This window comes from Actinoallomurus sp. CA-150999 (assembly GCF_050942425.1).
Lineage (GTDB): Bacteria > Actinomycetota > Actinomycetes > Streptosporangiales > Streptosporangiaceae > Actinoallomurus.
Genome location: NZ_CP192063.1, coordinates 6,462,173 through 6,485,431, shown reverse-complemented (window position 1 = coordinate 6,485,431; position 23,259 = coordinate 6,462,173). Strand labels below are relative to the sequence as shown.

Below are 23,259 nucleotides of genomic sequence, written 5' to 3'. Positions count from 1 at the left end.
TTGCCGCCGGTGGTCAAAAGTCGATGAGCTCGACGGTTACGGCCGTGATGTCACCTGCGTCGAGGGCTTCGGCCGTGCGGATGGCGCGTTTGATGGGCAGCACGTAGCTGCCACGCGCGCTGTCCGGGAAGATCGAGGTCTTCCAGGTGCTCTTGCCGACCGTGACCCGCACCCGCAGCGAACCGAAGCCGCGACGGGCCCCGCCGGCCAGGTCACGGATCTCCTCGGAAGCCTCGATAGGCAGGCTCACGAAGGTCCACGTGTCGGCGCGCCGGGCATCCCATATCCATAGCTCGGCGTCGAAATCGACCACCACCCGTTCATCATGACGCAGGGGTCCGACAGTCCCTGGGCGCGGCCCGTGGTGCGCGTACCAAACGCGACGTACCGCCGACGACGAGCACCGGTCGAACGCATCCGGGAGCCGTGACCGGAGATGATGCGGTTGATCGACGGCGGCCCAGCACCCGTGTGAGGAGATCAGGTGAGTCCGGCCTTGGTCTCGTCGAGGCGGTAGTGGAGGCGTAGGACGGTCAGGGTCCACAAGGTCAGGGTGTGGTCGGTGCGCAGGATGCCTTCGGTGTCGACGAAGACGTGGAACCTCTCGTGCACGGGGATGCGCCGGGCCCGGACGGGGGAGGCGTCTCCTCGGTCGACGACCAGGTAGGCGCCGTCGTCGCCCCAGCGGCCGGCGGGCGAGATCAGGGTCAGGCCGCCGTCCGCCGTGACCTCGGGGCGCAACAGCACGACCAGTCGCCCGTTGGGCAGCGGGAACACCACCCGGACGCTGGGTCGTCGCCGGCCGGGCAGGATGACGTGCTGGTACCAGCCGCTGAACACCGTCGCGCCGTTCGCCCGGAGCCGTCGTCGCCAGGAGGTGCCGATCAGCCGCTCGTCGGCACCGACCACGGGTGTGACCTCGCTGCTCATCCCGTGGGCCACGTCCAGCGGCCGCAGCGGCAGGCTCAGCTGCTGGAGCCGCCGGGCGAACAGCGCCGAGATCAGCCAGCCGAACGGCCACGCGAGAGGCGACCACTGCGACCAGAGCTCGAGCCGCCAGCGGGCGGTGTGCTCGTAGAAGCTCCGTACCTCGGGGAGGAGCTCACCGGACTCGAAGCCGGGCCCGTCCAGCGACGTCACCGACCGCAGGAGTCCTGCGTCGTCCTCGCCGTTCAGCATCCGGCCGTCGTGCCGCGCGGCCTCCCGTGCGAGCCAGGAGTCGCCGACCTGGTCGCGGTCACCGCGAGGGCCGTCGAGCCAGGGTTCGGCTCGGAGATCGACCCGCCGCCCGGTCGAGCGCACCCACTGCTGCGTCCACCGGTCGATCAACCGTCCGTTCACAGGCCGAGGTTACGTACGACGGACGATCTTTTGCGATCAGCGGCCACTTCCGGCAATGAGCGCTTCAGCCGACCTGCCAGACGTGGAGGAGGTGGTCGTGGCTGGTCAGCACCTGGTGCCAGGTGGACGGGATGCCGGGGAGCGCGAGTCGCGCGGCGTCGCCGCAGCGGGGACAGGCGTCGCTGCCGACGCTGTACGCGACCACGTAGTCGCCCGCGGCGGGCTGCCCGGCACCGGTCAGCGGCCGGAGATGGCCGCGCCACACCCGGTGGCCGGTGGGGCTGACGAAGTAGATCGGGATGATCCGGTACAGCTTCGTGTCCGTCCACACCGTCCGGGCACCCGAGCGGGTCAGCCAGGCGCGGAACTCCGGCAGCGCGTCCGACGACACGCGCGGTGAGCCCGCCCAGCCGGGTTTGCCCGGGAGACCGAGCACGGACAGCCCGGTCACGGCCAGCCCGACGCAGCACACGACCACCGCGGGCGCGGCCGACCGGACGCGTTCCGGCAGCCGGACCGCGCGGGCGAGCAGCCACAGCACCGCGACGCCGCCGAGGACGAAGGCGGGGAACAGGGGATACCAGTACCGCAGGAGCTGCAGGCGCAGCTTCGGATGCGCCGGGTCGAGCACGCCGCCGAGCAGGGTGAGCGGCACCCACAGCATCGCGATCCACAGCGCGAACACCCCGGCCCGCCGCACGTACGGCCCGCCCACCGGCCCGCCGTCGGTCGAAACCGACTCCCTCTCGGCAGGTTCACCGTCGGCCGGCCGCTCGCTGGGAGTGTGGCCACGCCGCGTCCACGCCCGTACGAGCCGGACGGCGCAGAGCGCTCCGGCGCCGAGCGTCAGGGCGAGGAGCAGGAGGAGACCCGGCCCCTCGGGGAGGATCGCGAGCTGCTGCGGCAGCCGCCACAGGTAGACCCACAGTGGCAGGTTGTGGAAGGTCTTGGCGACCTCCGGGCGGGACGGCAGGTCGCCGAGGCCGGAGCCGGCGTGCAGGCGGGCCAGCGGGTCGTGGTACAGCCAGGCGTTGAACACCGTCTCGCCCACGCCCGTCAGCGCGACCGGGACGAACGCCCACAACGTGTCCCACCGGCCGATCCGCCGCCACAGCAGGACGGGGACCAGCGGCCAGACGAACACGATGAACTCGCGGACGAGGTAGCTCCACCCCATCAGCACGCCGATGACCACGAGCCAGAGGCGACGACGGGCGAGCAGGCGATGCCGCACCGCGACGGCCAGGGCGACGGCGGCGGTGAACAGGGCGGTCGCGGGCAGGTCCGGCAGCAGCTCGGTGCCGGCCACGACCACGATGCCGATACAGGCCAGGACCACCGCCGACACCCCGCCGACGAGGCGGCCGAACAGCATGCGGCCGATCGCGTACACGGACGCGAACAGCAGCAGCGCCGCCGCGACCGGGAAGGCGTGGTAGGTCACTTCGGAGTACCCGAAGAAGCGCATCACCACGGCGGTCGGCGCGGTCAGCCCGATCCGCAGGTACTGGTGGTTGAAGATCGGGTCCGCGGGCCGCGACGGGAAGGATCGGGCGGCGTCCATGTAGCGGCTGTGGTCGACCGGCTGCGGCACCGACAGGTTCCACAGCAGCAGCACGGCGTAGGCCACCAGCAGCGCGGCGGGCAGCAGGAACTCGTCGCGGCGTCGGCGCGGGGCCGACGCCGCGACGTCCGGTTGGGAGGCGGTGTCCAGCATCAGAAGATGACGTGCTCCTCGGCGGGCCCGTGGAACGCGACGCGGCCGTGCCGCATCAGCTCCTCGTCGCTGACCTTCCAGGTGTGCGCCTCGCGGTCGCCGCGCACGGAGACGAAGTTGAACCGGTCGGCGGAGTAGATCCCGACGCCCTCGGCCTGCGCGCGGCGCAGCAGGTCGCTGTCGACGGCGCGGGGCAGGTCGGAGAACCGCAGCTTCCGCATCGCGTCGCCGTCGGCGAGGATCGTGCCGCCCTGGATCAGCTCCGCCTCGGTGTGCTCCAGGTGCGGGAAGCGCAGCAGGGTCACGCCGTGGGTGCGCATCTCGCAGTAGTGCGCGCCCTTCCCGATCAGCCCGGCCGTCGTGTGGTCGAAGGCGAACGCCAGGTCGCTCAGGTAGTGCGGGCCGTACAGGTTGTCGTCGTCCATCTTGGCGAGGTACGCGCCGTCGGCCGCGTCGATGCCGAGGTTGAGCACGGCGCCGAGCGTCAGCCCCGCGTCGGCGGACAGGACCACGACGTTCTCCAGCCCGGCGGCGCGCGCCTTGGCCTCGGCCCGGTCGGAGGAGAAGCCGTGCGTGACGAGCACGAGCTGCAGCGGCCGGTGGACCTGGCGGGCGACCTGCTCGATGGCGTGGTCGATCTGCTCGGGCCGGTTGGTCGGCAGGATCACCGAGATCGAGCGCTCCCGGCTGGGCGTGGACACGCCCGCCGCCGACAGGACCGAGTCGACCCGGTGCCCGTACAGGTGCTTGGCGAACACCTCCCGCATGGCCAGGTGCCCGATCTGGTCGCGCAGGTCCGCGCTCTTCATCAGCTCGACGAGCGCCTCGGTCGTCTGCTCCGGGGTCGTGGACAGGTGCACGAGGTCGCCGAAGACCTCCTCCAGGGCCCGGGAGTGCCCGGAGACCACCGGCGTGCCGCAGGCCGACAGCTCGAACACGCGGCGCGCGCACATCGTCGGCGACTTCGTCACCGAGTTGACGTTCAGGAAGATCTTGTACGCCTTGTACGCGGCGAGCATCCGCTCGTACGGCAGCGAGCCGACGATGTGGTCGGCGTACTCCGCCGGGAACTGGAAGTCCGGGTCGTCGGAGATGCGGCTGTAGATGTGCAGGTCGAACTCGCGGGCCGGGGCGAGGATCGTGTCCATCTGCGCGGCCCGCTCGGGGTACTTCTTGGAGTGGTACGTCCCGGCGAACGCCACCTCGTACTTGCGCCCGCCCGGCACGGCGACCGGGTTGTGGATGCGCGGCTGCGCGCCGAACGGCAGCAGCGCGACCCGGTCGTGGCCCAGCGCCTCGACGTAACGCGGGATGCAGTCGGCGTCGACGGTGAAGACCCGGTCGAACAGCTTGGCCGTCTCGATGAACCGGTCGAAGTTCGGCGGGTCCTCCTTGTTCCAGAAGGCCGTCGGGATGCCCTGGGCGCGGCACCAGGCGACGAGGTCGCGCACGGGCTGCTTCGGCGCGCCGGCCGCGCTCATCATCGTCGCCCACCGACCGTCGTTGCCGTGCCAGGCGGACTCGACGAACAGCATCGCCGGCTTCTCGCGTTCGAGGACCTCACGCCAGTCGTCCGGGCCGAACTTGATCTGCTGCCACTCGTACCGGAACGCCATCGCGGAGAACACGTCGAGGATGACCGCGACCTTCAGGTCGCGCGCGACTGGCCCGTCCGGGACGACGACCTCGGGGATGGCGATCGCGGAGTAGTGCCCGCTCTGGTCGGGTGAGCCGGTCGTCGTGACCGGCTTCGGCTCGGTCAGGCGCGGTGGCGCCTTCATGGCGCTCGCCACGTTCTTCGGCAGCTTGAGCGCGTCGGCGGGGCGCTTGGCGCTCCACAGTGCCTCGCCGAGCCGCCACCACTTGCGGCTCTTGGCCGACTTCAGCTGCCAGGTGACGTACTCGGTGCGGTACGCCTGGTGGGCCAGCCGCGCCTCGAGGTTCTTCATCCGGGCGTTGACCTGCTCATAGCGGGCGATCGCGACGTCGTAGCGCCGCATCCGCTCCTTCTCGTCGTGCATCGACTCCTGGATCGCGATGAAGGCGCGCTCCATCATCGGCTGGGAGTCGAGGATGAGCCGGTCCGGGTCGGCCATCGCCCCCGGCCGCGCCCGCACCCGAAGGTACTTGTCGACGATGTCGAGGCTCTCGATCGAGACGAACGGGGCGAGCAGCCGCACCACGGAGTCCACGTAGAAGGTGGCGTAGTGGTCGTGGTGCTTGCTGAGGCCGAACGGCGTCGTCAGGGCGAGCAGCCCGTCCGGGCGCAGCACCCGCGCGGCCTCCTTCAGCAGCGGGGAGGCGTCTGGGGAGTGCTCGATGATCTCACCCATGATGACCGTGTCGAACGAGTCGTCGGGCACGTCCAGGGCTGACGCGTCCGCGAGCCGATAAGTCAGGCGCTCCCGTACGTCCTCCGGCTCGGCTTCGCGCTCTTTGTTCGCGTACTCGACACGGTCGGCCTGGATGTCCACGCCCAGGGCTGTCAGCCCACGCCGTGCGCACAGGAGCGAGGCGATGCCCTGCGAGCACCCGATGTCGAGCACCTCTCCGGTGGCTTGGTCGACGAGCCAGTGGATACGATCACGAGCGACCCGCTGCGTGCTTTCGGCCCAGATCTCGCCTTTGTAGACCTCGGAGATGCGATCGGAGTTAGCCATTGAGCCTCTTGTCGTTGGGAGTGGCGCAGAGACGATAGCCGCGTCCGGCGAACGGACGGTGTCGAGTAGGCGACGCCGGGGTAATCGACGGAGAATTAAGGTGGTCACCGTGGCAGACATGGGCTCCCCGCGGTAGATGGCATCTCCGCATCCGCCGGATAGGGTCCTGGGGTGGGTCCGTGACGTAGTGGGCGGCAGGATCACCTCGATCCGCTCGATGGGCGCAGGCTCGACGACCCTGCACGCGATCGACGCCGGGATCGATCCGGTACGCCGCCTGGTGGTCCGCCGTTTCCACGACGTGGCGCGGCTGCGGACCGACCCCTGGTACGTCCCGGCCAACGAGGCCGCAGTCCTCGAACTCCTCGACGACACCGAGGTCCCCGCCCCGCGCCTGCTCGCCGCCGACCCGTACGGCCGTATCTGCGACGTCCCCGCGCTGCTGGTGACGCGCGTGCCGGGCCGTCCGGCGGCCACGCCGTGGGACATGGACGCCTACCTGGCCGCCCTGGCCCAGGCCCTCGCGCGGGTCCACGAGGTGCCGCCCGAGCCGGGCCTGCGGTCCTACGCGCCCTATCACGATCCCGCCGTGTACGGCGAGCGGCGCCCGCCCGCCTGGTCGGGCAGCCCCGAGCTGTGGCAGCGGGCCTTCGAGGTGATCTCCGGCCCCGCCCCCGAGACCGCCACCGGGTTCATCCACCGCGACTTCCATCCGGGGCAGACCCTGTGGACCGGGGACCGGCTCACCGGCATCGTCGACTGGACCACCGGATGCCGGGGACCGTACGGCGTCGACCTGGCCCGGATGCGGATCAACCTGGCCATCGAGTACGGCGTCGAGGTCGCCGAACGTTTCCTGGCCGTCTACCAGGCGACGGTCGGCCACGACGGCCGCCACCCCTACTGGGACCTCCTGGACGCCGCCGACATGATCCTCGACATGCCCGTCCCGGAGACGCAGGCCGTCGCCGACGGTTACTCCCGCTTCGAGCACTGGACGGCGATCGCCCTGGCGAGCGTCTCTGATCAGCTATGGGATCCGTAGTCACATCGGAGTGTTGTGGCTGGGGGATCTGTCCACCGGGGTGGGGTGGCGTGGGCGTTTAGGTGGAAGCCTGCGCCCAGTGCCGCTCCTTTGGGCCGGTGTCGACGAGTGGCGGTTGAGCTGATCGTATGCACGCCCTGGTACCGGTAGGCCGCGCGGGGCGGCTTGTGGTCCGTGTGAGCGTGTCCCTCCGGACGCTGACCCGTCGGCCTTTGGGGGCTGGGGGTGGAGGGTGCCCTGCGTCGCCTGGGCGCGGGGCGTGGGGTTCGGCGGGGGGTGGGTCCGGTCTTGGACCGGTCACTCCCGCTGGCTGGAGAAGGCGCGGTCGGGGTGATGACCGCGCCGGCTTCGAGCATGTCGACGACGCGGCCGATGGCCATGTGGCCGGTAGCGCGATCGATGACGAGGGTGTGGTGCTGGTGGGTGAGGCCGCGGGCGGCGATACGTCGCCACGCGCCGTGGTCCCGGTCGCCCTGCCAGCCACAATCAGGGGAGGGGCAGATCGCCCACTTCCACCCGGGGATGGCAGGCCGGTCGGGAGCCCTGCAGTGCCGCAGCGGCAGCAGACACTGCGGGCAGTGCCTGGAGGTGTTCTTCGGTGGGACGGTGACGACGGCGATGCCGGTCTCGGCGGCCAGGTGCCGCATGTTGGCGACGATCTGCCCGCGTACGGCCTGGGACAGGCGGGTGTTGAGGGTGCGGCCCATGCCCTTGGCCTGGATCGACCGCAGATCCTCCACATAGATCACGCTCGCGCCCGCGGCGATCGCCTGATCCACGACCCAGCGTGCGGCCGACCAGGCGAGTGCGTCGTTCAGGCCCGACCGGCGATCGGCCACCTGCCGGCGCTCGGCCGTCACTACGGCGTGTTTGGCGACCAGGGGGTGGTCGGGGTTCCCACCGATCAGCTGTTCGTAGGTACCGGTCTTGGCATGCAGGTGTTCGCCGTGGCGGCGCAGCCGGTGCTGGCGTGCCATCACTCCACTCGCCCGGAACATCGCCCCGGACCCCAGCGCCGTGATACGGCCGTCGGGATGCAAACGACACGGCCCCGCGCTGAGCAGGGTGTTCAGGCCCCAGTCCACGCCCAGCGCTGTCGTGTGGCCCTTCGGTTTGGTTTTGGGGACGGGGTGGGAGAATGCCAGGTCGGCGTGCACTCGGCCACCGCCCGGTCCGGTGGCAGGGCGGAGCGTGGGCAGATGCAGCACCGCATCAGGCGGGACGGTGGGCGGCAACGTGATCGGGCAGGCCACCCAGGTCCAGTCGGCGTAGCAGCGCGGATCCGGGCGGATGGGCAACTGCAGCCGCAACAGCACCCTGGCCGGATCGTCCTCGGCGCGTTCCAGGGTGGCCTGCTGGCGGTCCACCGCAGCAAGCACCAGCATCCGCGCCACGTTCGGCGGGTCCTCGAGTTCGAAAACATCGACCGGAGGCCGCCCATGCCTGGCGAGGAAGGCGGTGACTTGCCGGGTGCGGGCTTTGATCACACTGCCGGGCAGGACCCTGCCGTCCGGGATCGCCTCACGAACCGCATCCCATTCGCCCGGGGTGCGCTTGTCCGGGTCGGCGGGCCAGGTTTTAAGGAGGCCGCCGACCAGCTCGGCGCGGTGCTGCGCACCGCGCAGCATCCGCCCGGCCTGTTCCTGAGCCATCCGTACGACCCGGTCATTGACCCGAACCCCATCGGGAACGGTCACCCCCCAGCCCAAGCGACGCAACGCCATCCACGCATTCGCCGGCAAGACACGTCCCGCGCCGTCCACCCCACTGGCCAGCCCCGCCACATCACCGGCGTCCCAGTGCCCGGCCAGCAGACCGGCGATCATCCCAGCGACCAGGTCCGCGCACCAGCCCACCCGCTCGGCCACCACCCGCGCCGACAACACCTCGCCAGTCCGCTCATCCACCCCGCCGCGCAGCAGCGCATGGCCGGTCGCGGTCCGGGCCACCTGACCGGCGGCCAACGGAAGTTTCCGGCTCATGCGAGCCGACCGGATGACGCGCGACCAAACATGTACGCACAGTAGCGATCCGCATACGCGATCCGCCCGATGATTCGAAAATTCGAGCGAGGTCAGCCCGTCAGGGCGCCGACCGCTTCCCGGAGCGCCATCGAGTGCACCCGGCTTCCGCCATCGTGGACAACCACCGCAACTCTCGACGCAACGACAACCTGTAAGCCAGTGAGTCGCCGCACGCGGCACGCGGTCCGAGGATCGCACGCCGGCGGCCTCGGGTGGCGTCCATGGTCCATCCCGGCCGAGCGCGCCGCGGACCTCGTCGGCTCACCGCGCTGACGTACGCGCTCACGACACTCGCGGTCAACGCGGCGACGTTCCTGTGCTGTGCCCTGATCGTGTGGGCGGGCGTGCGGTGACGCCCCGCCGCGGCCGCCGAGGCGTCCGTGCGCCGGCCGATCGGCGCGGCGGAGGGACTGCGGGTGATCGTCGGCTCGCCGCGGCTGCGGTCTGTGCTCGCGATCGCCCTGCTGGCCTGCTTTCTGGTGGTCCCCGATGGGATCGCCGTCCCGTACGCGCCCAGATCGGAATGTCGACGCGGCTGGTCGGGCTCTTGCTCGCCGCCATGCCCGCCGGAACTGTGATCGGCATGCTGCTGATCGGCCGGATGCTGCGCCAGGAGACCCAGGCCAGGGCGATGGGGCCGCTCGCCGCGCTCGCGGGTGTTCCGCTCATCGTCTGCGCCCTGCGTCCGGGCCCCGTCATCTCGGTGGCGCTCTGGGGGCTGCTCTGGGGGCTGTCCGGTGTGGCCCTCGCCTATCAGATGGTCGCGCAGGCGGAGTTCGTGCGCGCCGTGCCCGATCGATACTGCGGCCAGTCCGCCGGCCTCGCGGGTTCGGCGATCACCGCGGTCCAGGGAATCGGGGTCCTGCTCGGCGGCGCCCTCGCCGACCACGTCGGCGCGGCGTCCGCGGTCACCGTCGCGGGCACCGCGAGTCTCGTCGTCGGGACGCCGCTTGCCGTGGCCTGGCAGCAGGTCCGCGCGAACGCCTCCTCGTCGCCCGTCGCGGCGGCGGAGGACGGCGTGGAAGCCCGCGTGGCCGCCTGAGTCCCTGCTCCGGGGTCTTGACGAGGAGTGCCTGCCTTTCCTAGCCTTCCGATAAGGAAAGCTTCTTAACTAATGCTCGTCGGGGTTCCCGGCCTCCTGTGCCGGGAGCGGGCGTGCCCGGCCGCGGCCCGTCCGGCCGCCGATTCCCACCGGAGGTCGACCTTGACATCCGCTCTCACCGTGCCGCCGCATGCACCGCGTCGGCCCCGGCTCCCCAGGGTCCTGACGGCCTCGGCGGCGACCGTGGTCCTGGCCGCCGTGCCGGGCGCGCCCGCCGTCGCCGTACCGTCCCCCACGGCAGGTCGCGCCGTCGCCGCGCCGCAGGTCGTCCCGGCGCCTGCGTCCCTCCGCGCGCTCCCCGGCGTGTCGTTCTCGCTCACCCGGCGCACGCGGATCCTCGTACCGCCCGGGGCGGACCGCGCCGGGACGTACCTCGCCGGGATCCTGCGCCGCTCCACCGGCTACCCGGTGCCGATCGCGCGTACCGGCGGGGCCACGGGCGCCATCGCGCTGTCCCTCACCGGCGCGGGAGGCGGCGAGGCCTACCGGCTGAGCGTGCGGCGCGACTCGGTGCGGCTGTCCTCCGGGACGCCGGCCGGGCTGTTCCGCGGCGTGCAGACGCTGCGCCAGTTGCTGCCGCCCGCGATCGAGTCCGCCACCGTACGGCCGGGGCCGTGGAGCGCGCCCGGCGTCGAGATCGAGGACGCCCCGCGCTTCGCCTGGCGCGGCACGATGCTCGACGTGGCCCGGCACTTCTTCACCGTGCGCCAGGTCGAGCGCTACATCGACACGGCCGCGCTCTACAAGGTCAACATGCTTCACCTGCACCTCAGCGACGACCAGGGCTGGCGCATCGCGATCCCCGGCCGGCCGCGGCTGACGTCGTACGGCGGCAGCACCGCCGTCGGGGGCGGCCCCGGCGGCTTCTACACCGAGCGCGACTTCACCGAGATCGTCCGGTACGCCGCCGAGCGCTTCATGACGGTCGTGCCCGAGATCGACGGTCCCGGCCACACCAACGCCGCGCTCGCCTCGTACGCGGAACTGAACTGCGACGGCCACGCCCCGCCGCTGTACACCGGCACGGACGTCGGCTTCAGCTCGCTGTGCATCGGCAAGCCGGTGACGTACGAGTTCCTCGACGACGTCCTCGGGCGGCTCGCGAAGCTCGCCCCCGGCCCGTACCTCCACATCGGCGGCGACGAGGCGATGAGCACCAAGCCGGCGGACTACGCCGAGTATCTGCGGCGGATCGAGGAGATCGTGCGGCGGCACGGCAAGACGCTGGCCGGGTGGGCCGACATCGGGGCGGCCACCGTCCCGCGCGGCGCCATCGCGCAGTACTGGCAGCCGGCGAAGGGCTCGGAGGAGGGCACCGCGACCGCCCGCGCCGCCGTACGGCAGGGCGCCCGGCTCGTCATGTCGCCCGCCGACCACGCGTACCTCGACATGAAGTACACCGCGAGCACCCCGCTCGGTCAGGACTGGGCCGGCCTCGTCGAGGTCCGCGACGCGTACGGGTGGGACCCCGCAACGCTCATCGACGGCGTCACGGACAAGGATGTGGCCGGGGTCGAGGCGCCCCTGTGGACGGAGACCATCGTCAGCGACCACGACATCGACTACATGACGCTGCCGCGCCTGCCCGCCATCGCCGAGATCGGCTGGACGCCGCAGAACGGGCGGTCGTGGAACGACTTCCGGCTGCGCCTGGCCGCCCAGGGGCCTCGATGGGCGGTGCTCGGCCGCGCGTACTACCCCTCGCCCCAGGTGCCCTGGCCCACGTCCTGAACGGCCCGGGATCCGGACGGTCCAGCGAGGTCACTTTTCACGGCCGAAATCAGACAGACGTTGTGATTTTCCGTCAAGTAAAGACTTCTTCCCCTGCGCTCACCTGGGGCGTTAAGTTCGGAATGTTCCGGTATTAGGCGGGTGTGCCGATCCTACGAGGATCTTCCCAAATGAATCGCACCGCCCAGCCCGCCGCCCCGGAACCAGAGATGGAGAGGCGCGTCGATCCGCCCCAGTAGATCCAGCCTCTCCACAGACCGGTCTCTCGCGCATCCGGGGCCGGTGATAAGGGCGCTGGACGCCGTGGGTGACGAGACACCGGCGTCCAGCGCCCCATTAACGGGGGAGGGGCCGACGGTGGCCGACAGGACCGGACGGGCCGCGGCCTGGATCGGCAGACCCATGAGCGAACTCACCGACGAGGAACTGGCGGAGTTCGCCGAATGGCTGGCCGGCGAGCGTCCCGCCGACGACCCCATGCTGATCGCCGTCCGGCGACTGCGCCGCGAACGGATGGCCGGCGGGGAGCCGAGACCGCCCAGACGGCCCGAGGAGCGGGTGCCGAGCGGGGAGTCGGGACGGCGCGCGGAGCGGCACACCCGATAATGGCCTGTCATGGAGGAACGTCTCATCGACAGGATCGGCCGACGTGTGTCGGTCGTGGGGCTGGGCACCTGGCAGTTGGGCGCCGACTGGGGCCAGGTGGAGGAGAAGGACGCGGTCGCCGTCCTCGAGGCGGCGGTCGAGTCCGGGGTCACGTTCCTCGACACGGCCGACGTCTACGGTGACGGCCGCAGCGAGCAGATCATCGGCCGTTTCCTGCGTGCGCACCCCGGGCTCTTCGTCGCGACGAAGATGGGGCGGCGCGCGCCGCTCGATCCGGCCGAGTACACGCTGGACAACTTCCGCGCCTGGACCGACCGGTCGCGGGCCAACCTCGGCGTCGACACGCTCGACCTCGTCCAGCTGCACTGCCCGCCGACGCCGGTCTACTCCCGCGACGAGGTCTTCGACGCCCTGGACACCCTCGTCGACGAGGGACGTGTCGCCGCGTACGGCGTCAGCGTCGAGACGTGCGACGAGGCGCTGACCGCGATCGCCCGCCCGGGCACGGCGAGCGTCCAGATCATCCTCAACGCCTTCCGGCAGAAGCCCCTGGAGCGGGTTCTGCCCGCCGCCGCCGAGGCCGGTGTGGGCATCATCGCCCGCGTGCCGCTGGCGTCCGGTCTGCTGTCCGGACGCTACCGCCACGACACCGAGTTCGGTCCGGCCGACCATCGGGCGTACAACCGGCACGGCGAGGCGTTCGACGTCGGTGAGACGTTCTCGGGGGTGGACTTCGACACCGGCGTGGAGGCGGCGCGGGAGTTCGCCGCGCTCGCCGCGCCGGGCGCCACCCCGGCCCAGGTCGCGCTGCGGTGGATCGTTCAGCAGCCCGGTGTCGGCACGGTGATCCCCGGCGCCCGCAACGCCGAGCAGGTCCGCGCCAACGCGGCCGCCGCAGATCTGCCGCCGCTGCCCGAGGCGACGCTCGACGCCATCCGCAGCCTGTACGACGGCCGGATCCGCCCGCAGGTCCACCACCGCTGGTGACGCCCGCGCCGGGACGGCAAGGGCACGGCACGTCGCCATCGCCGCCGCGCCGGGGCCGGACCTTCCGTGCCGCCTCCTAGATCCCGGCATGTGCATAATGCACATGCCGGGATATGATGCCGATCACATCAGGGTGCCGGCCGCGCCCCCGCGCGTCAGCGCGTCGATCCGCGGGCCGTCCAAGGGCCGATCCGCGCGGCGGTGTCCCAGAGGGGGTCACATGCGGCGGACAGACCCGGACGTCCCATCACCGGACCACGGCTGGCGTAAGAGCCGGTACAGCAATCCCAGCGGCTGCTGCGTGGAGCTCACGTGGGCGTCGCCGCCCACGCCCACCACGGCGGGAGCATCGACGTCGAGACCGGCGGAGGGCGGCACGTGGACCGAGCGCCACGGCACCGCCTGAGCACCTGGAGGCGCCCGCACCACGCCGTTCCCCGGACCGGGTGACCTCGGCATAACACGCCGTCCGGGTCGCGGCCACCCTCGCCTCTGCGATGGCCGGACCCGGACGAGTCGGTCTCTAAGGCATGATTCGCCAGGCCGTCGGCGAATCCGCCGATCATGCGCCTCACCCGGGGCGTCCGCCGATGGCGACCGGTCGCCGTGGGGGCGGACCGGCGACGCCGCGCGGCGGTACCGACAGGTAAGGTCATGACCAGCGTGGGGGAGCGGGAGGTGGGCGTTTGAACGACCGTCTGTGGACGTGGCCGAACGCATTGAGTTTCGCGCGTCTGATCGGTGTTCCCGTCTTCTTGTGGCTGGTCCTCGTCAAGGAGGACTGGTGGGCGCTCGGCATCCTCGTCTTCGCGGGGCTGTCCGACTGGCTCGACGGCAAGCTGGCGCGCATGCTGGACCAGACCAGCGAGCTCGGCACGCTCCTCGACCCGGCGGCCGACCGGCTCTACATCTTCGCGACGCTCATCGGGCTCGTCGTCCGGGACGTCGTCCCCCTTTGGGTGGCGCTCCTCCTGGTCGCTCGCGAGGTGTACATGGCCGTGCCCCTCTCCATCCTGCGGCGACACGACTACGCCGCGCTCCCGGTCCACTTCGTGGGCAAGACCGCGACGCTCTGCCTGCTCTACGCCTTCCCGCTGCTGTTCCTGGGCGTCCACACGGGGACCTACGCCACCGTCGCGAAGGTCTTCGGCTGGGCGTTCGCGATCTGGGGAACGGGTCTCTACTGGTGGGCCGCCGTTCTCTACACCGTTCAGGTCCGCCGGCTGGTGCAGGCCGACCGCACGTCCGGTGAGCTGAAGGGAGCGGAACCCCGACCATGATCGGCGCAACCGTCGTGAAGGAGTGGCTCCATTGAAGGCCGTGGTGATGGCGGGCGGCGAAGGTACCCGCCTGCGTCCGATGACCGCCAACCAGCCCAAGCCGCTTCTGCCGGTGGTCAACAAGCCGATCATGGAACACGTGCTGCGCCTGCTCAAGCGGCACGGCTTCACCGAGACCGTCGTCACCGTCCAGTTCCTCGCCGCGCTCGTCCGCAACTACTTCGGCGACGGCGAGGAGATCGGCATGGCGCTGAGCTACGCGACCGAGGAGATGCCCCTCGGCACCGCCGGCAGCGTCAAGAACGCCCAGGACGCGCTGCGCGACAACCGCTTCCTCGTCATCTCCGGCGACGCGCTCACCGACATCGACCTGACCGACATGGTGCGCTTCCACCGCGAGAACGGCGCGCTCGTCACCATCGGCCTCAAGCGCGTGCCCAACCCGCTGGAGTTCGGCATCATCATCGTGGACGACGACGGCCGCATCCAGCGGTTCCTGGAGAAACCGACGTGGGGACAGGTGTTCTCCGACACCGTCAACACCGGCATCTACGTCATGGAGCCCGAGGTCCTCGACCACGTCGCGGCGGGCGAGTCCGTCGACTGGTCCGGCGACGTCTTCCCCAAGCTGCTCGCCGAGGGCGCCCCGCTGTACGGCTACGTCGCCGACGGCTACTGGGAGGACGTCGGCACTCACGAGAGCTACCTCAAGGCCCAGGCCGACATGCTGTCCGGCAAGATCCAGGTCGAGCTGGACGGGTTCGAGATGTCGCCGGGAGTCTGGGTCGGCGAGGGCGCGGAGGTCGACCCCGAGGCGATCCTCAAGGGCCCGCTGTACATCGGCGACTACGCCAAGGTCGAGGCCGCCGCGGAGCTGCGGGAGTTCACCGTCCTCGGCAGCAACGTCGTCGTCAAGGAGGGCGCCTTCCTGCACCGGGCGATCGTCCACGACAACGTCTTCGTCGGGCCGCGGACCAACCTGCGCGGCTGCGTCGTGGGCAAGAACACCGACATCATGGCCGCCGCCCGCGTCGAGGAGGGCGCGATCGTCGGCGACGAGTGCGTGATCGAGGCCGAGGCGTACATCTCCAGCGAGGTCAAGGTCTACCCGTTCAAGACGATCGAGGCGGGCGCGGTCGTCAACACGAGCGTCATCTGGGAGTCCCGCGGCCAGCGCACCCTGTTCGGGCCCCGGGGCGTGTCCGGGCTGGTCAACGTGGAGATCACGCCGGAGCTGGCGGTGCGGCTGGCCAGCGCGTACGCCACCACCCTCAAGAAGGGCGCGGGCGTCACCGCGTCCCGCGACGCCTCTCGGGCCGCCCGCACGCTCAAACGCGCCGTGCAGAGCGCGCTGACCGCCAGCGCGATCAACGTCCAGGACCTCGAGGCCTGCCCGATCCCCGTGGCCCGCTACGAGACCGCTCGGGAGGACTGCTCGGGCGGCATCGTGATCCGTACGACCCCGGGCGACCCCCAGGGCGTCGACATCCTCTTCCTCGACGAGAACGGCGCGGACCTGTCCCAGTCCGCCCAGCGCAAGCTGGAGCGCGTCTTCAGCCGGCAGGAGTACCGGCGGGCGTTCCCCGGCGAGATCGCCGAGCTGACCTACCCGCCCCGCGTCTTCGAGACCTACGCCCGGGACCTGCTCCGCTGCGTCGACATGCGCGGCGTCCGCGAGGCCGAGTTGAAGATCGTCATCGACTGCGCCGGCGGCACCGCCTCCCTCGTCCTGCCGCAGCTCCTCGGTCGCGTCGGAGTCGAGGTCCTCACCGTCAACAACCGCCTCGACGAGGTCTCGCCCACCGAGACCCTCGCCGAGCGCATGCGCGACCTGCAGCGCCTGGGCGACCTCGTGTCCTCCTCGCGCGCGGCGTTCGGCGTCCGCTTCGACACCGTCGGAGAGCACATCAGCCTCGTCAACGAGAACGGCGAGCTCATCAGCGACGACCGCGGGCTGCTCGTGGTCCTCGACCTCGTCGCCGCCGAGCGGCGCGGCGGCCGGGTCGCCCTGCCGGTCACGACGACCCGCGTCGCCGAGCAGGTGTGCCGCTTCCACGGCGTGCAGGTCGAGTGGACCTCCACCTCCCAGGACGTGCTGACCAAGGCCACCACCGCGGAGGACATCATCTTCGCCGGCGACGGCCGAGGCGGCTTCGTGACCCCCGAGTTCAGCCCCACGATCGACGGCATCGCCGCGTTCATGCGCCTCGTCGGCCTGGTCGCGCGCACGCGCCTGACCCTCTCCCAGATCGACCAGCGGATCCCCGAGGCCCACCTGCTCAAGCGGTCGGTGCCCACCCCCTGGGCGGCCAAGGGCAGCGTCATGCGGCACGTCGTCGAGGCGGCCGGCGATCGCACCATCGACACCACCGACGGCGTCCGCGTCATCGAGGACGACGCCGGCTGGGTGCTCGTGCTGCCCGACCCGTCCGAGGCGGTCACGCACCTGTGGGCCGAGGGCACCGACCCCGACTCCGCCCAGGCGCTCCTGGAGTGCTGGGCCGGCGTCGTGGAGGCCGCCGGCTCATGATCGACCAGAACGCCGGTGCCGACGAGACCGGTTCCGGCGCGCGTACGGACGCCGGCGCCGCGACCGACGACCCGGCGGAGGCCGGCCCCGTCCAGGCGGATGAACGGGCCGCGGCCCCGCCGCCCCGGCGCCCATGGTGGCGGCGATGGGGGCGGCGGCTGGGGCTGACCGCGCTGGCCCTCGCCGTCGTCGCGACACTCTTCTCGGTCGTCTACAACGCCGCCACCGCCGGCCGTGCCAAAGCCCCGGCCGGGCTGACCTACATACGGACCGGCGACCTGATGACCCGGTACCGCGCCTGGGGCACCGGAGGGTCGCCGGTCGTCCTCGTACACGGGGCCGCCGAGTCCGCCGACACCTGGGAGCCGGTCGCCGACCTCCTCGCCCGCGACCACCGCGTGTACGCCCTCGACCTCAACGGGGCCGGGTACACCTCCCGGCGCGCCCCGTACAACCTCGATCATCAGACGCGGCAGCTGCTGGCCTTCCTCGACGCGCTGAACCTGCGACGGCCGCTACTGGTCGGCCACTCGTCCGGCGCGGCGACGATCGCGGAGACCGCGCTGCGCGCACCGAATCGCGCCGGCGGGCTGATGTTCCTCGACGGCGACGCCCTCAGCACCGGGGCCGGGCCGCCGCCCGCCTTCCGCTACGTGGTCGTGCCGCCCTATCGGACCACCATCCTGCGCCTGGTCGTGCACTCCGACTGGCTCATCCGCACGATCTACTCCACGCAGTGCGGTCCAGGCTGCCCCCGGCTGGACGCGGCCGGGCTGGACCGGTGGCGCAGGCCCTACCAGGTGGCCGGCGCCGAGGCAGGGGTCTGGGGCATGCTGCGGTACGGCGTCCCCGGCCTGACCGAGAGCCGGCTCACGCTGCTCCGGTCGGTCGGCGTGCCCAAGGCGGTGGTGTACGGAGCGCAGGACGCCGTGTTCGCCAAGGACTCCGCGGCCCAGACCGCGCGCCGGATCGGCGCCCCCGATCCGACGCTGATCCCCGGCGCCCGGCATCTGACGCTGATCTCCGCGCCCTCGCAGGTCGCGCGGGCCGTCGAGGACCTCGCCGCCCGCCGCGTCCCCTGAGCCGGCGGGCCGTCAACGGCCGCGCGCGCGGCGGAGCCGGCCGGAGACCAGCGCGGGCCCGGCGTGCACGATGACGCCGGCGAAGTCCCCGGACGCCTCCGCCACCCAGTACGTGTGCTCGAGGATCACGGCGGGCACGCGGCTGATGACCGGCGTGCGGCCCGACCCGGTGAACTCCGCCGTCACGGTCGAGACCCCGCCGGGCAGCTGACCCCAGGCCAGCGCCCATCCCGGGCCTCCCCGGGGATTGCGCCAGGCGCCGCGGAGGACCGACACCGACACCGGTGTGGCGACGCAGACGTCCGTCAGCCGGCGCCCCTCGTACACCTCCAGCGCGGCGCGATCGGCGGCGGCCCGGCCGATCCGGACCGTCCAGCCACTGATCGGCAGCCGCATGAGCGGGACCACGCCTGCGTGGTCCCCCGTCGTTCCCCCATATCCCCTGCGCATGAGACCAAGTCCACCGCGCGTTTCTGGGAGGGCCGTGCACGCTTCCTAAGAGTCTTCTGTGAAAGGGCCGCCGATGTTCGTATCGGTCTGGTCGCTCGCCCTTTCACTCGCTTCGCGGACGGCTCGTCGCTCTCCGGCCACTCCGCTCGCTGCGGCGGACTCGCTCCGTGTCCGGCCGGTGCCGCGGGCTTGGGAGAATGTCCGGATGAGTGAACGGGGAGAAGGGGCGCGCTGGAATCGGCCCGACGCCTCGATGTCGCTGCTCGCCGACCTGCTCGCCGGGAAGGGGCTCGATCCCGGCTACGAAGAGGCCGCCGCCCGGCGAGCCGCCGACGGTGACCGGAGCAGCCGCACAGGCCGGTCGGTGCGGCTGCTCGCCGGCACCCTCGTCCTCGGTCTGCTCGGAGCCGTCGCCGTCGTCGAGGTACACCGCGGGGAACCCGTCGCGCAGCGGCAGCGCAGGGCGCTGCTCACCCAGATCCGGCAGCGGACCGGGGAGAGCGAGGCGTTGCAGCGGCAGGCCGACCGGCTGCGGGGCCAGACCGACCACCTCCGCCGGACGGTCTTGGCGCGCAGCGCCGCCGGGCGTACCGCGCGCCAGGAGATGGACCGGCTGGCCGCGGCCGCGGCGGACGCCCCGGCCCGGGGAGCGGGGCTGACGGTCGTCCTGGACGACTCGCACCCCCGAGGGGACCCGCAGGACGGCCGCGTGACCGACCAGGACATGCAGCGGCTCGTCAACGCGCTCTGGGCCGCCGGGGCGACCGCCGTCGCCGTCAACGGGCAGCGGATGACCGCCACCACCGCGATCCGCTTCGCCGGCGATGCCATCCTGGTCGACTACCGGCCGCTGTCGCGGCCCTACACGGTGACCGCCCTCGGCGATCCGCGACGGATGGACGGGACGTTCGCGGGTTCACCGGCCGCCCGATCGTTCCGTACTCTCAAAGCCGCGTTCGGCATCCGCTTCGACATCCGCCAGGAGGACAGCGTGCGACTTCCCGCCGCGCCGGCCCCCAGTCTCCGCTACGCAGGGGAGGTGCCGTCGAAGTGATCGCTCTGGTCGGGCTCCTGGCCGGGGTCGCCCTGGGCCTGTTCTTCCATCCCGACGTGCCGTTGTGGCTCCAGCCGTACCTGCCGATCGCGATCGTGGCCGCGCTCGACGCCATGTTCGGCGGCCTGCGCGCCCGCCTCGACGGGATCTTCGACGAGAAGGTGTTCGTCGTCTCCTTCCTCAGCAACACGATCATCGCCGTGCTCATCGTGTTCTTCGGCGATCAGCTCGGCGTGGGGTCACAGCTGTCCACCGGGGTCGTGGTCGTCCTCGGCATCCGGATCTTCTCCAACGTCGCCGCCATCCGCCGCAAGCTCTTCCAGGCATGAGCGAGTCGGAGAAGGGCGCGGGCCGCACGCGCCGGTTCGACCGGGGGCGGCTGCTCATCGGGGTGCTGTGCGCGGCCCTGGGGTTCGCCGTGACGGCCGAGGTGCGCTCCAACGACCGGACCACGAAGTTCGCCACCGCCCGGCAGGACGAGCTGGTCGGGATCCTGGGGGACCTCTCGCAGCGTTCGGAGCGGCTGCGGGGCGACATCCGGGATCTGGAGAACACCAAGTCCGGGCTCGAGCGCGACACGCAGGGCCAGACGGCGGTCGAGGACGCCCGGCGGCGCGCCGCGACGTACGGCATGCTGGCCGGCACCCTGCCCGCGGCGGGTCCCGGCATCCAGTTCACCATCGACGATCCGCGCGGTCGCCTGCGGGCCGAGGACCTCCTCGACACGCTGGAGGAGCTGCGCGACGCCGGGGCCGAGGTGATCCAGGTCGACGACGTCCGCGTCGGCGTCAGCACGTATCTCGCCGACGCGGCCTCCGGGGGCGTCGTCGCCGACGGGCGGATCCTGACGCGGCCGTACCGGTTCCTCGTCATCGGCGACCCGCACACGCTCGCCACCGCGCTCGGCATTCCGGGCGGAGTTCTGCAGACACTTCGGAACTCCGGCGCGCGGGGGTCCGTTGCCCAGGAACAGAGGATCGTCATCCGTGCGATACGGTCGCCATAGACCGAGGGTGCGGCCGCGCGCCGGGGCTTCCCCGCGCGGCGGCATGGACCGACGATCACTGTCGAAGGTAGCTTGAGGGGACAGGACTCTTGTCATGGTTGACCCCTCGGTCAATGCCGCGTAGGTTGCGGCAACCGTCGTGATGGCGGACGAGGGAATGAAAGCGCCATTACCGACGGTGCTTGAAGGGGGGATCGTGTGCTGGGGCTGACCGGAGGTACGGTGCCGATGGTGCCGTCAGTGCTCGTCGTCCGCGCCGTACGGTGCCAGAGGCACACCCGAGGCCATAGGTAGGAGGCCGAGCCGATCAATGCCGAGCGTCTACTGCACGCAGTGTGGTCACGCCAACCCGGAGGATGCGCGATTCTGCTCGCAGTGCGGAACTCCACTCACCCGTAGCGCGGCGCCGCCACCGCCGCCGATGCCGGGCGAGCCGGGCGACTCGACGTCGACGATCTCGCTTGGCGCGATTCCCGACGTCGAGCCGGGCGGCGATGAGCTGTCGCCCGACCAGATGGCGGTCGAGGCGCTCCCGCCGGACACCGCCCTGCTCGTCGTGAAGCGGGGACCGAACGCCGGGAGCAGGTTCCTGCTCGACAGCGACAAGACCACGGCGGGGCGTCACCCGGAGAGCGACATCTTCCTCGACGACGTCACCGTGTCCCGCCGCCACGCCGAGTTCTACCGTCGCGGATCGCAGTTCTCCGTGCGCGACGTTGGCAGCCTGAACGGCACCTACGTCAACCGCGAGCGGATCGACGAGGCGGGCCTGTCCGGCGGCGACGAGGTCCAGATTGGCAAGTTCCGGCTGGTGTTCCTCACCAACCCGCAGTACGTCGCCGACGGAAGGGGCGATGGCCGGCCGGCGGGAGGGCCGTGACGAAGCCGGAGGCGCGGTGTGGCCGATTCTGAGGGGGCGCGCGGGGGCCGTGCGCCTAAGGACGCGGTGAGTGACGGGCGCCACGCGGGCACGCGGGCGCCGCAGGACGGCGTGCGGCTCCGCACGCCGTCGGACCGGGGGTGGGAATGAGCACGTCCGCGGCCCGTGCGTACATGACGATCGGGGAGGTGCTCGGCCTCTTGTCCGCCGAGTTCCCCGACATCACCGTCTCGAAGATCCGGTTCCTCGAGGCGGAGGGGTTGATCGAGCCCGAGCGCAGTCCCTCGGGCTACCGCAAGTTCGTCCCGGCGGACGCCGAGCGGCTGAGGTTCATCCTGGCCGCTCAGCGTGACCATTACCTGCCGCTGCGCGTCATCAAGGAGCACCTGGACGCGGTCGACCGCGGCCTGGATCCGCCTCCGCTCGGCGCCCGCCACCGGGCGCCCCGGGGCCTCGTCGCGACCGACAGCGTCGCCGACGAGACCGCCGAGGTGCGCCTGACCCGCCGGCAGCTCGCCGACGCGGCCGGGATCGACGGCGACGCCCTCGCCGAGCTGGAGGAGTTCGGGCTGATCCGCCGGGCCGGGAGCCACTATGACCGGGACGCGCTCACGATCGCCCGTGCGGCGGCGGCGCTGCGGTCGTTCGGGTTCGAGGCGCGTCACCTGCGTGCGGTGAAGGCCGCAGCGGAGCGCGAGATCGGCCTGATCGAGGCGGCCGTGGCGCCCACCATGCGCCAGCGCAGCCCGGGTGCGCGCGCCCGGGCCGCCGAGACCGCCGGGGAGATCGCGGCGCTCTCGCTGAAGTTGCACGCCGCGCTGGTCTCAATGGGGTTGCGGGAAGGCCTCGATCCGTAGCGATGGCGATTTCGACTCGTCTTCCACTCCCCGGCTCAGCGTGACTGGGGTGTACGTTGGCTACAAGGGTTTCGGGTAGCCGTCTTCAGCAGGGAGCCGCTGTGAAGCAGATGGAGGTCGTCGGCGTACGGGTCGAGATGCCCTCCAACCAGCCGATCGTGCTGCTGAAGGAGACGGACGGCGACCGTTACCTACCGATCTGGATCGGTGCGGTGGAGGCGACCGCGATCGCCTTCGCCCAGCAGGGTGTGCTGCCGGCGCGCCCACTCACTCACGATCTCTTCCGCGACGTCCTCGAGGCCTTCGACGTCCAGTTGCGCACGGTGAACATCACGGCGCTGCGGGAGGGCATCTTCTTCGCCGATCTGGTGTTCTCGAACGGCGCCGAGGTGAGCGCCCGCCCTTCCGATTCGATCGCCCTGGCCCTGCGGACCGGCGCGTCGATCTTCGCCAGTGAGGACGTCCTCGACGAGGCGGGTGTGGCGATCCCGGACGAACAAGAGGACGAGGTCGAAAAGTTCCGCGAGTTTCTGGACACGATCTCCCCAGAGGACTTCGGCCGCGCCACCTGAGCGGCGCCTCATACCCGGCACCGGCGACCCGTCTCGGGCGCCTCTGAGTCGTACCCCGAAATCCACGCCGCCGACCCGCCCCGGGCACCTTCGGCGCGCTCCCGGCATGCGTCGCCATGACTCCGCTCGGTAGCAGGATCGTAATCCAGAGGGAAAGGTTCCTCCCTACTTCCCGGGAACTTCTGTGCCCCGGAGAGCGTCACAACGTGGGTAGGTGCCGTTGTAAGCGTCGATTGCGGGGTTTATTAGACGTCGTAACAGTTTGTGTTGGCTGCGACGCGCCGACCGCGAACGTTGACCCTGCAGGGGTCGCGACCTACCGTGCTGCTTGAACA

22 protein-coding genes are annotated in these 23,259 nt (G+C 71.3%); 16 read left to right on the top strand and 6 right to left on the bottom strand.

Features of this window, described 5'->3' with window-relative positions:
* Positions 1-13: 13 nt before the first annotated feature.
* The 4 genes from ACQP2O_RS30060 to ACQP2O_RS30045 all read right to left on the bottom strand — a co-directional run bounded on the left by ACQP2O_RS30060 (position 14) and on the right by ACQP2O_RS30045 (position 5,718).
* Positions 14-316, bottom strand: coding sequence for a DUF1905 domain-containing protein (locus ACQP2O_RS30060; RefSeq protein ID WP_433170844.1), 303 nt, complete (start codon positions 314-316; stop codon positions 14-16).
* A 164-nt stretch (positions 317-480) separates the two neighbouring features.
* The gene (locus ACQP2O_RS30055) at positions 481-1,341 is read right to left on the bottom strand and encodes a hypothetical protein (RefSeq protein ID WP_433170842.1); all 861 of its coding nucleotides are present in this window, start codon (positions 1,339-1,341) and stop codon (positions 481-483) included.
* A 64-nt stretch (positions 1,342-1,405) separates the two neighbouring features.
* Positions 1,406-3,058, bottom strand: a complete 1,653-nt coding sequence (locus ACQP2O_RS30050) for an ArnT family glycosyltransferase (protein ID WP_433170840.1) — start codon at positions 3,056-3,058, stop codon at positions 1,406-1,408.
* A complete protein-coding gene (locus ACQP2O_RS30045; RefSeq protein ID WP_433170838.1) occupies positions 3,058-5,718 on the bottom strand; it encodes a methyltransferase domain-containing protein in 2,661 nt (886 codons plus the stop codon). Before ACQP2O_RS30045 ends, ACQP2O_RS30050 begins: the two co-directional genes overlap by 1 nt.
* A gap of 217 nt (positions 5,719-5,935) precedes the next feature.
* Between ACQP2O_RS30045 and ACQP2O_RS30040 the strand changes: the two genes are divergently transcribed.
* Complete coding sequence (locus ACQP2O_RS30040; RefSeq protein WP_433170836.1) at positions 5,936-6,763, top strand: phosphotransferase family protein; 828 nt, start codon at positions 5,936-5,938, stop codon at positions 6,761-6,763.
* Here ACQP2O_RS30040 and ACQP2O_RS30035 read toward each other — a convergent pair.
* Entirely contained in the window at positions 6,745-8,745 is a 2,001-nt protein-coding gene (locus tag ACQP2O_RS30035; protein ID WP_433170834.1) for a zinc ribbon domain-containing protein, read from the bottom strand. The genes ACQP2O_RS30040 and ACQP2O_RS30035 overlap by 19 nt on opposite strands.
* 263 nt (positions 8,746-9,008) lie before the next feature.
* Between ACQP2O_RS30035 and ACQP2O_RS30030 the strand changes: the two genes are divergently transcribed.
* The 9 genes from ACQP2O_RS30030 to ACQP2O_RS29990 all read left to right on the top strand — a co-directional run bounded on the left by ACQP2O_RS30030 (position 9,009) and on the right by ACQP2O_RS29990 (position 18,105).
* Positions 9,009-9,140, top strand: coding sequence for a hypothetical protein (locus ACQP2O_RS30030; protein ID WP_433170832.1), 132 nt, complete (start codon positions 9,009-9,011; stop codon positions 9,138-9,140).
* Between the two features lie 206 nt (positions 9,141-9,346).
* Complete coding sequence (locus ACQP2O_RS30025; RefSeq protein WP_433170830.1) at positions 9,347-9,829, top strand: hypothetical protein; 483 nt, start codon at positions 9,347-9,349, stop codon at positions 9,827-9,829.
* A gap of 162 nt (positions 9,830-9,991) precedes the next feature.
* Positions 9,992-11,620, top strand: a complete 1,629-nt coding sequence (locus ACQP2O_RS30020) for a beta-N-acetylhexosaminidase (RefSeq protein WP_433170828.1) — start codon at positions 9,992-9,994, stop codon at positions 11,618-11,620.
* A gap of 402 nt (positions 11,621-12,022) precedes the next feature.
* Positions 12,023-12,226 carry a hypothetical protein gene (locus ACQP2O_RS30015; protein ID WP_433170826.1) on the top strand — a complete coding sequence of 68 codons (204 nt, stop codon included), beginning with the start codon at positions 12,023-12,025 and terminating at the stop codon, positions 12,224-12,226.
* Positions 12,227-12,235: 9 nt separating this feature from the next.
* On the top strand, positions 12,236-13,213 hold the full coding sequence (locus ACQP2O_RS30010; RefSeq protein WP_433170824.1) for an aldo/keto reductase: 978 nt from the start codon (positions 12,236-12,238) through the stop codon (positions 13,211-13,213).
* Between the two features lie 220 nt (positions 13,214-13,433).
* Positions 13,434-13,619: a DUF397 domain-containing protein gene (locus ACQP2O_RS30005; protein ID WP_433170822.1), complete on the top strand. Its 186-nt coding sequence runs from the start codon at positions 13,434-13,436 to the stop codon at positions 13,617-13,619.
* Positions 13,620-13,899: 280 nt separating this feature from the next.
* A complete protein-coding gene (locus tag ACQP2O_RS30000; protein WP_433170820.1) occupies positions 13,900-14,493 on the top strand; it encodes a CDP-alcohol phosphatidyltransferase family protein in 594 nt (197 codons plus the stop codon).
* A gap of 31 nt (positions 14,494-14,524) precedes the next feature.
* Entirely contained in the window at positions 14,525-17,023 is a 2,499-nt protein-coding gene (locus tag ACQP2O_RS29995) for a sugar phosphate nucleotidyltransferase (protein ID WP_433170818.1), read from the top strand.
* Positions 17,020-18,105, top strand: coding sequence for an alpha/beta fold hydrolase (locus ACQP2O_RS29990; protein WP_433170816.1), 1,086 nt, complete (start codon positions 17,020-17,022; stop codon positions 18,103-18,105). The genes ACQP2O_RS29995 and ACQP2O_RS29990 overlap by 4 nt, the downstream gene beginning before the upstream one ends.
* 12 nt (positions 18,106-18,117) lie before the next feature.
* On the opposite strand, the gene ACQP2O_RS29985 is transcribed toward ACQP2O_RS29990, so the two are convergent.
* On the bottom strand, positions 18,118-18,555 hold the full coding sequence (locus ACQP2O_RS29985) for a hypothetical protein (protein ID WP_433170814.1): 438 nt from the start codon (positions 18,553-18,555) through the stop codon (positions 18,118-18,120).
* A 205-nt stretch (positions 18,556-18,760) separates the two neighbouring features.
* Between ACQP2O_RS29985 and ACQP2O_RS29980 the strand changes: the two genes are divergently transcribed.
* The 6 genes from ACQP2O_RS29980 (at position 18,761) to ACQP2O_RS29955 (ending at position 22,924) form a co-directional block, all read left to right on the top strand.
* Entirely contained in the window at positions 18,761-19,609 is an 849-nt protein-coding gene (locus ACQP2O_RS29980) for a DUF881 domain-containing protein (RefSeq protein ID WP_433170812.1), read from the top strand.
* Complete coding sequence (locus tag ACQP2O_RS29975) at positions 19,606-19,938, top strand: small basic family protein (RefSeq protein ID WP_433170810.1); 333 nt, start codon at positions 19,606-19,608, stop codon at positions 19,936-19,938. Before ACQP2O_RS29980 ends, ACQP2O_RS29975 begins: the two co-directional genes overlap by 4 nt.
* Positions 19,935-20,615 carry a DUF881 domain-containing protein gene (locus tag ACQP2O_RS29970; RefSeq protein WP_433170809.1) on the top strand — a complete coding sequence of 227 codons (681 nt, stop codon included), beginning with the start codon at positions 19,935-19,937 and terminating at the stop codon, positions 20,613-20,615. Before ACQP2O_RS29975 ends, ACQP2O_RS29970 begins: the two co-directional genes overlap by 4 nt.
* Before the next feature lie 310 nt (positions 20,616-20,925).
* The gene (locus tag ACQP2O_RS29965; protein WP_433170807.1) at positions 20,926-21,495 is read left to right on the top strand and encodes an FHA domain-containing protein; all 570 of its coding nucleotides are present in this window, start codon (positions 20,926-20,928) and stop codon (positions 21,493-21,495) included.
* A 146-nt stretch (positions 21,496-21,641) separates the two neighbouring features.
* On the top strand, positions 21,642-22,352 hold the full coding sequence (gene ftsR / locus ACQP2O_RS29960) for a transcriptional regulator FtsR (protein WP_433170805.1): 711 nt from the start codon (positions 21,642-21,644) through the stop codon (positions 22,350-22,352).
* A 101-nt stretch (positions 22,353-22,453) separates the two neighbouring features.
* Positions 22,454-22,924, top strand: coding sequence for a bifunctional nuclease family protein (locus ACQP2O_RS29955; protein WP_252781406.1), 471 nt, complete (start codon positions 22,454-22,456; stop codon positions 22,922-22,924).
* The last annotated feature ends 335 nt before the right edge of the window (positions 22,925-23,259 follow it).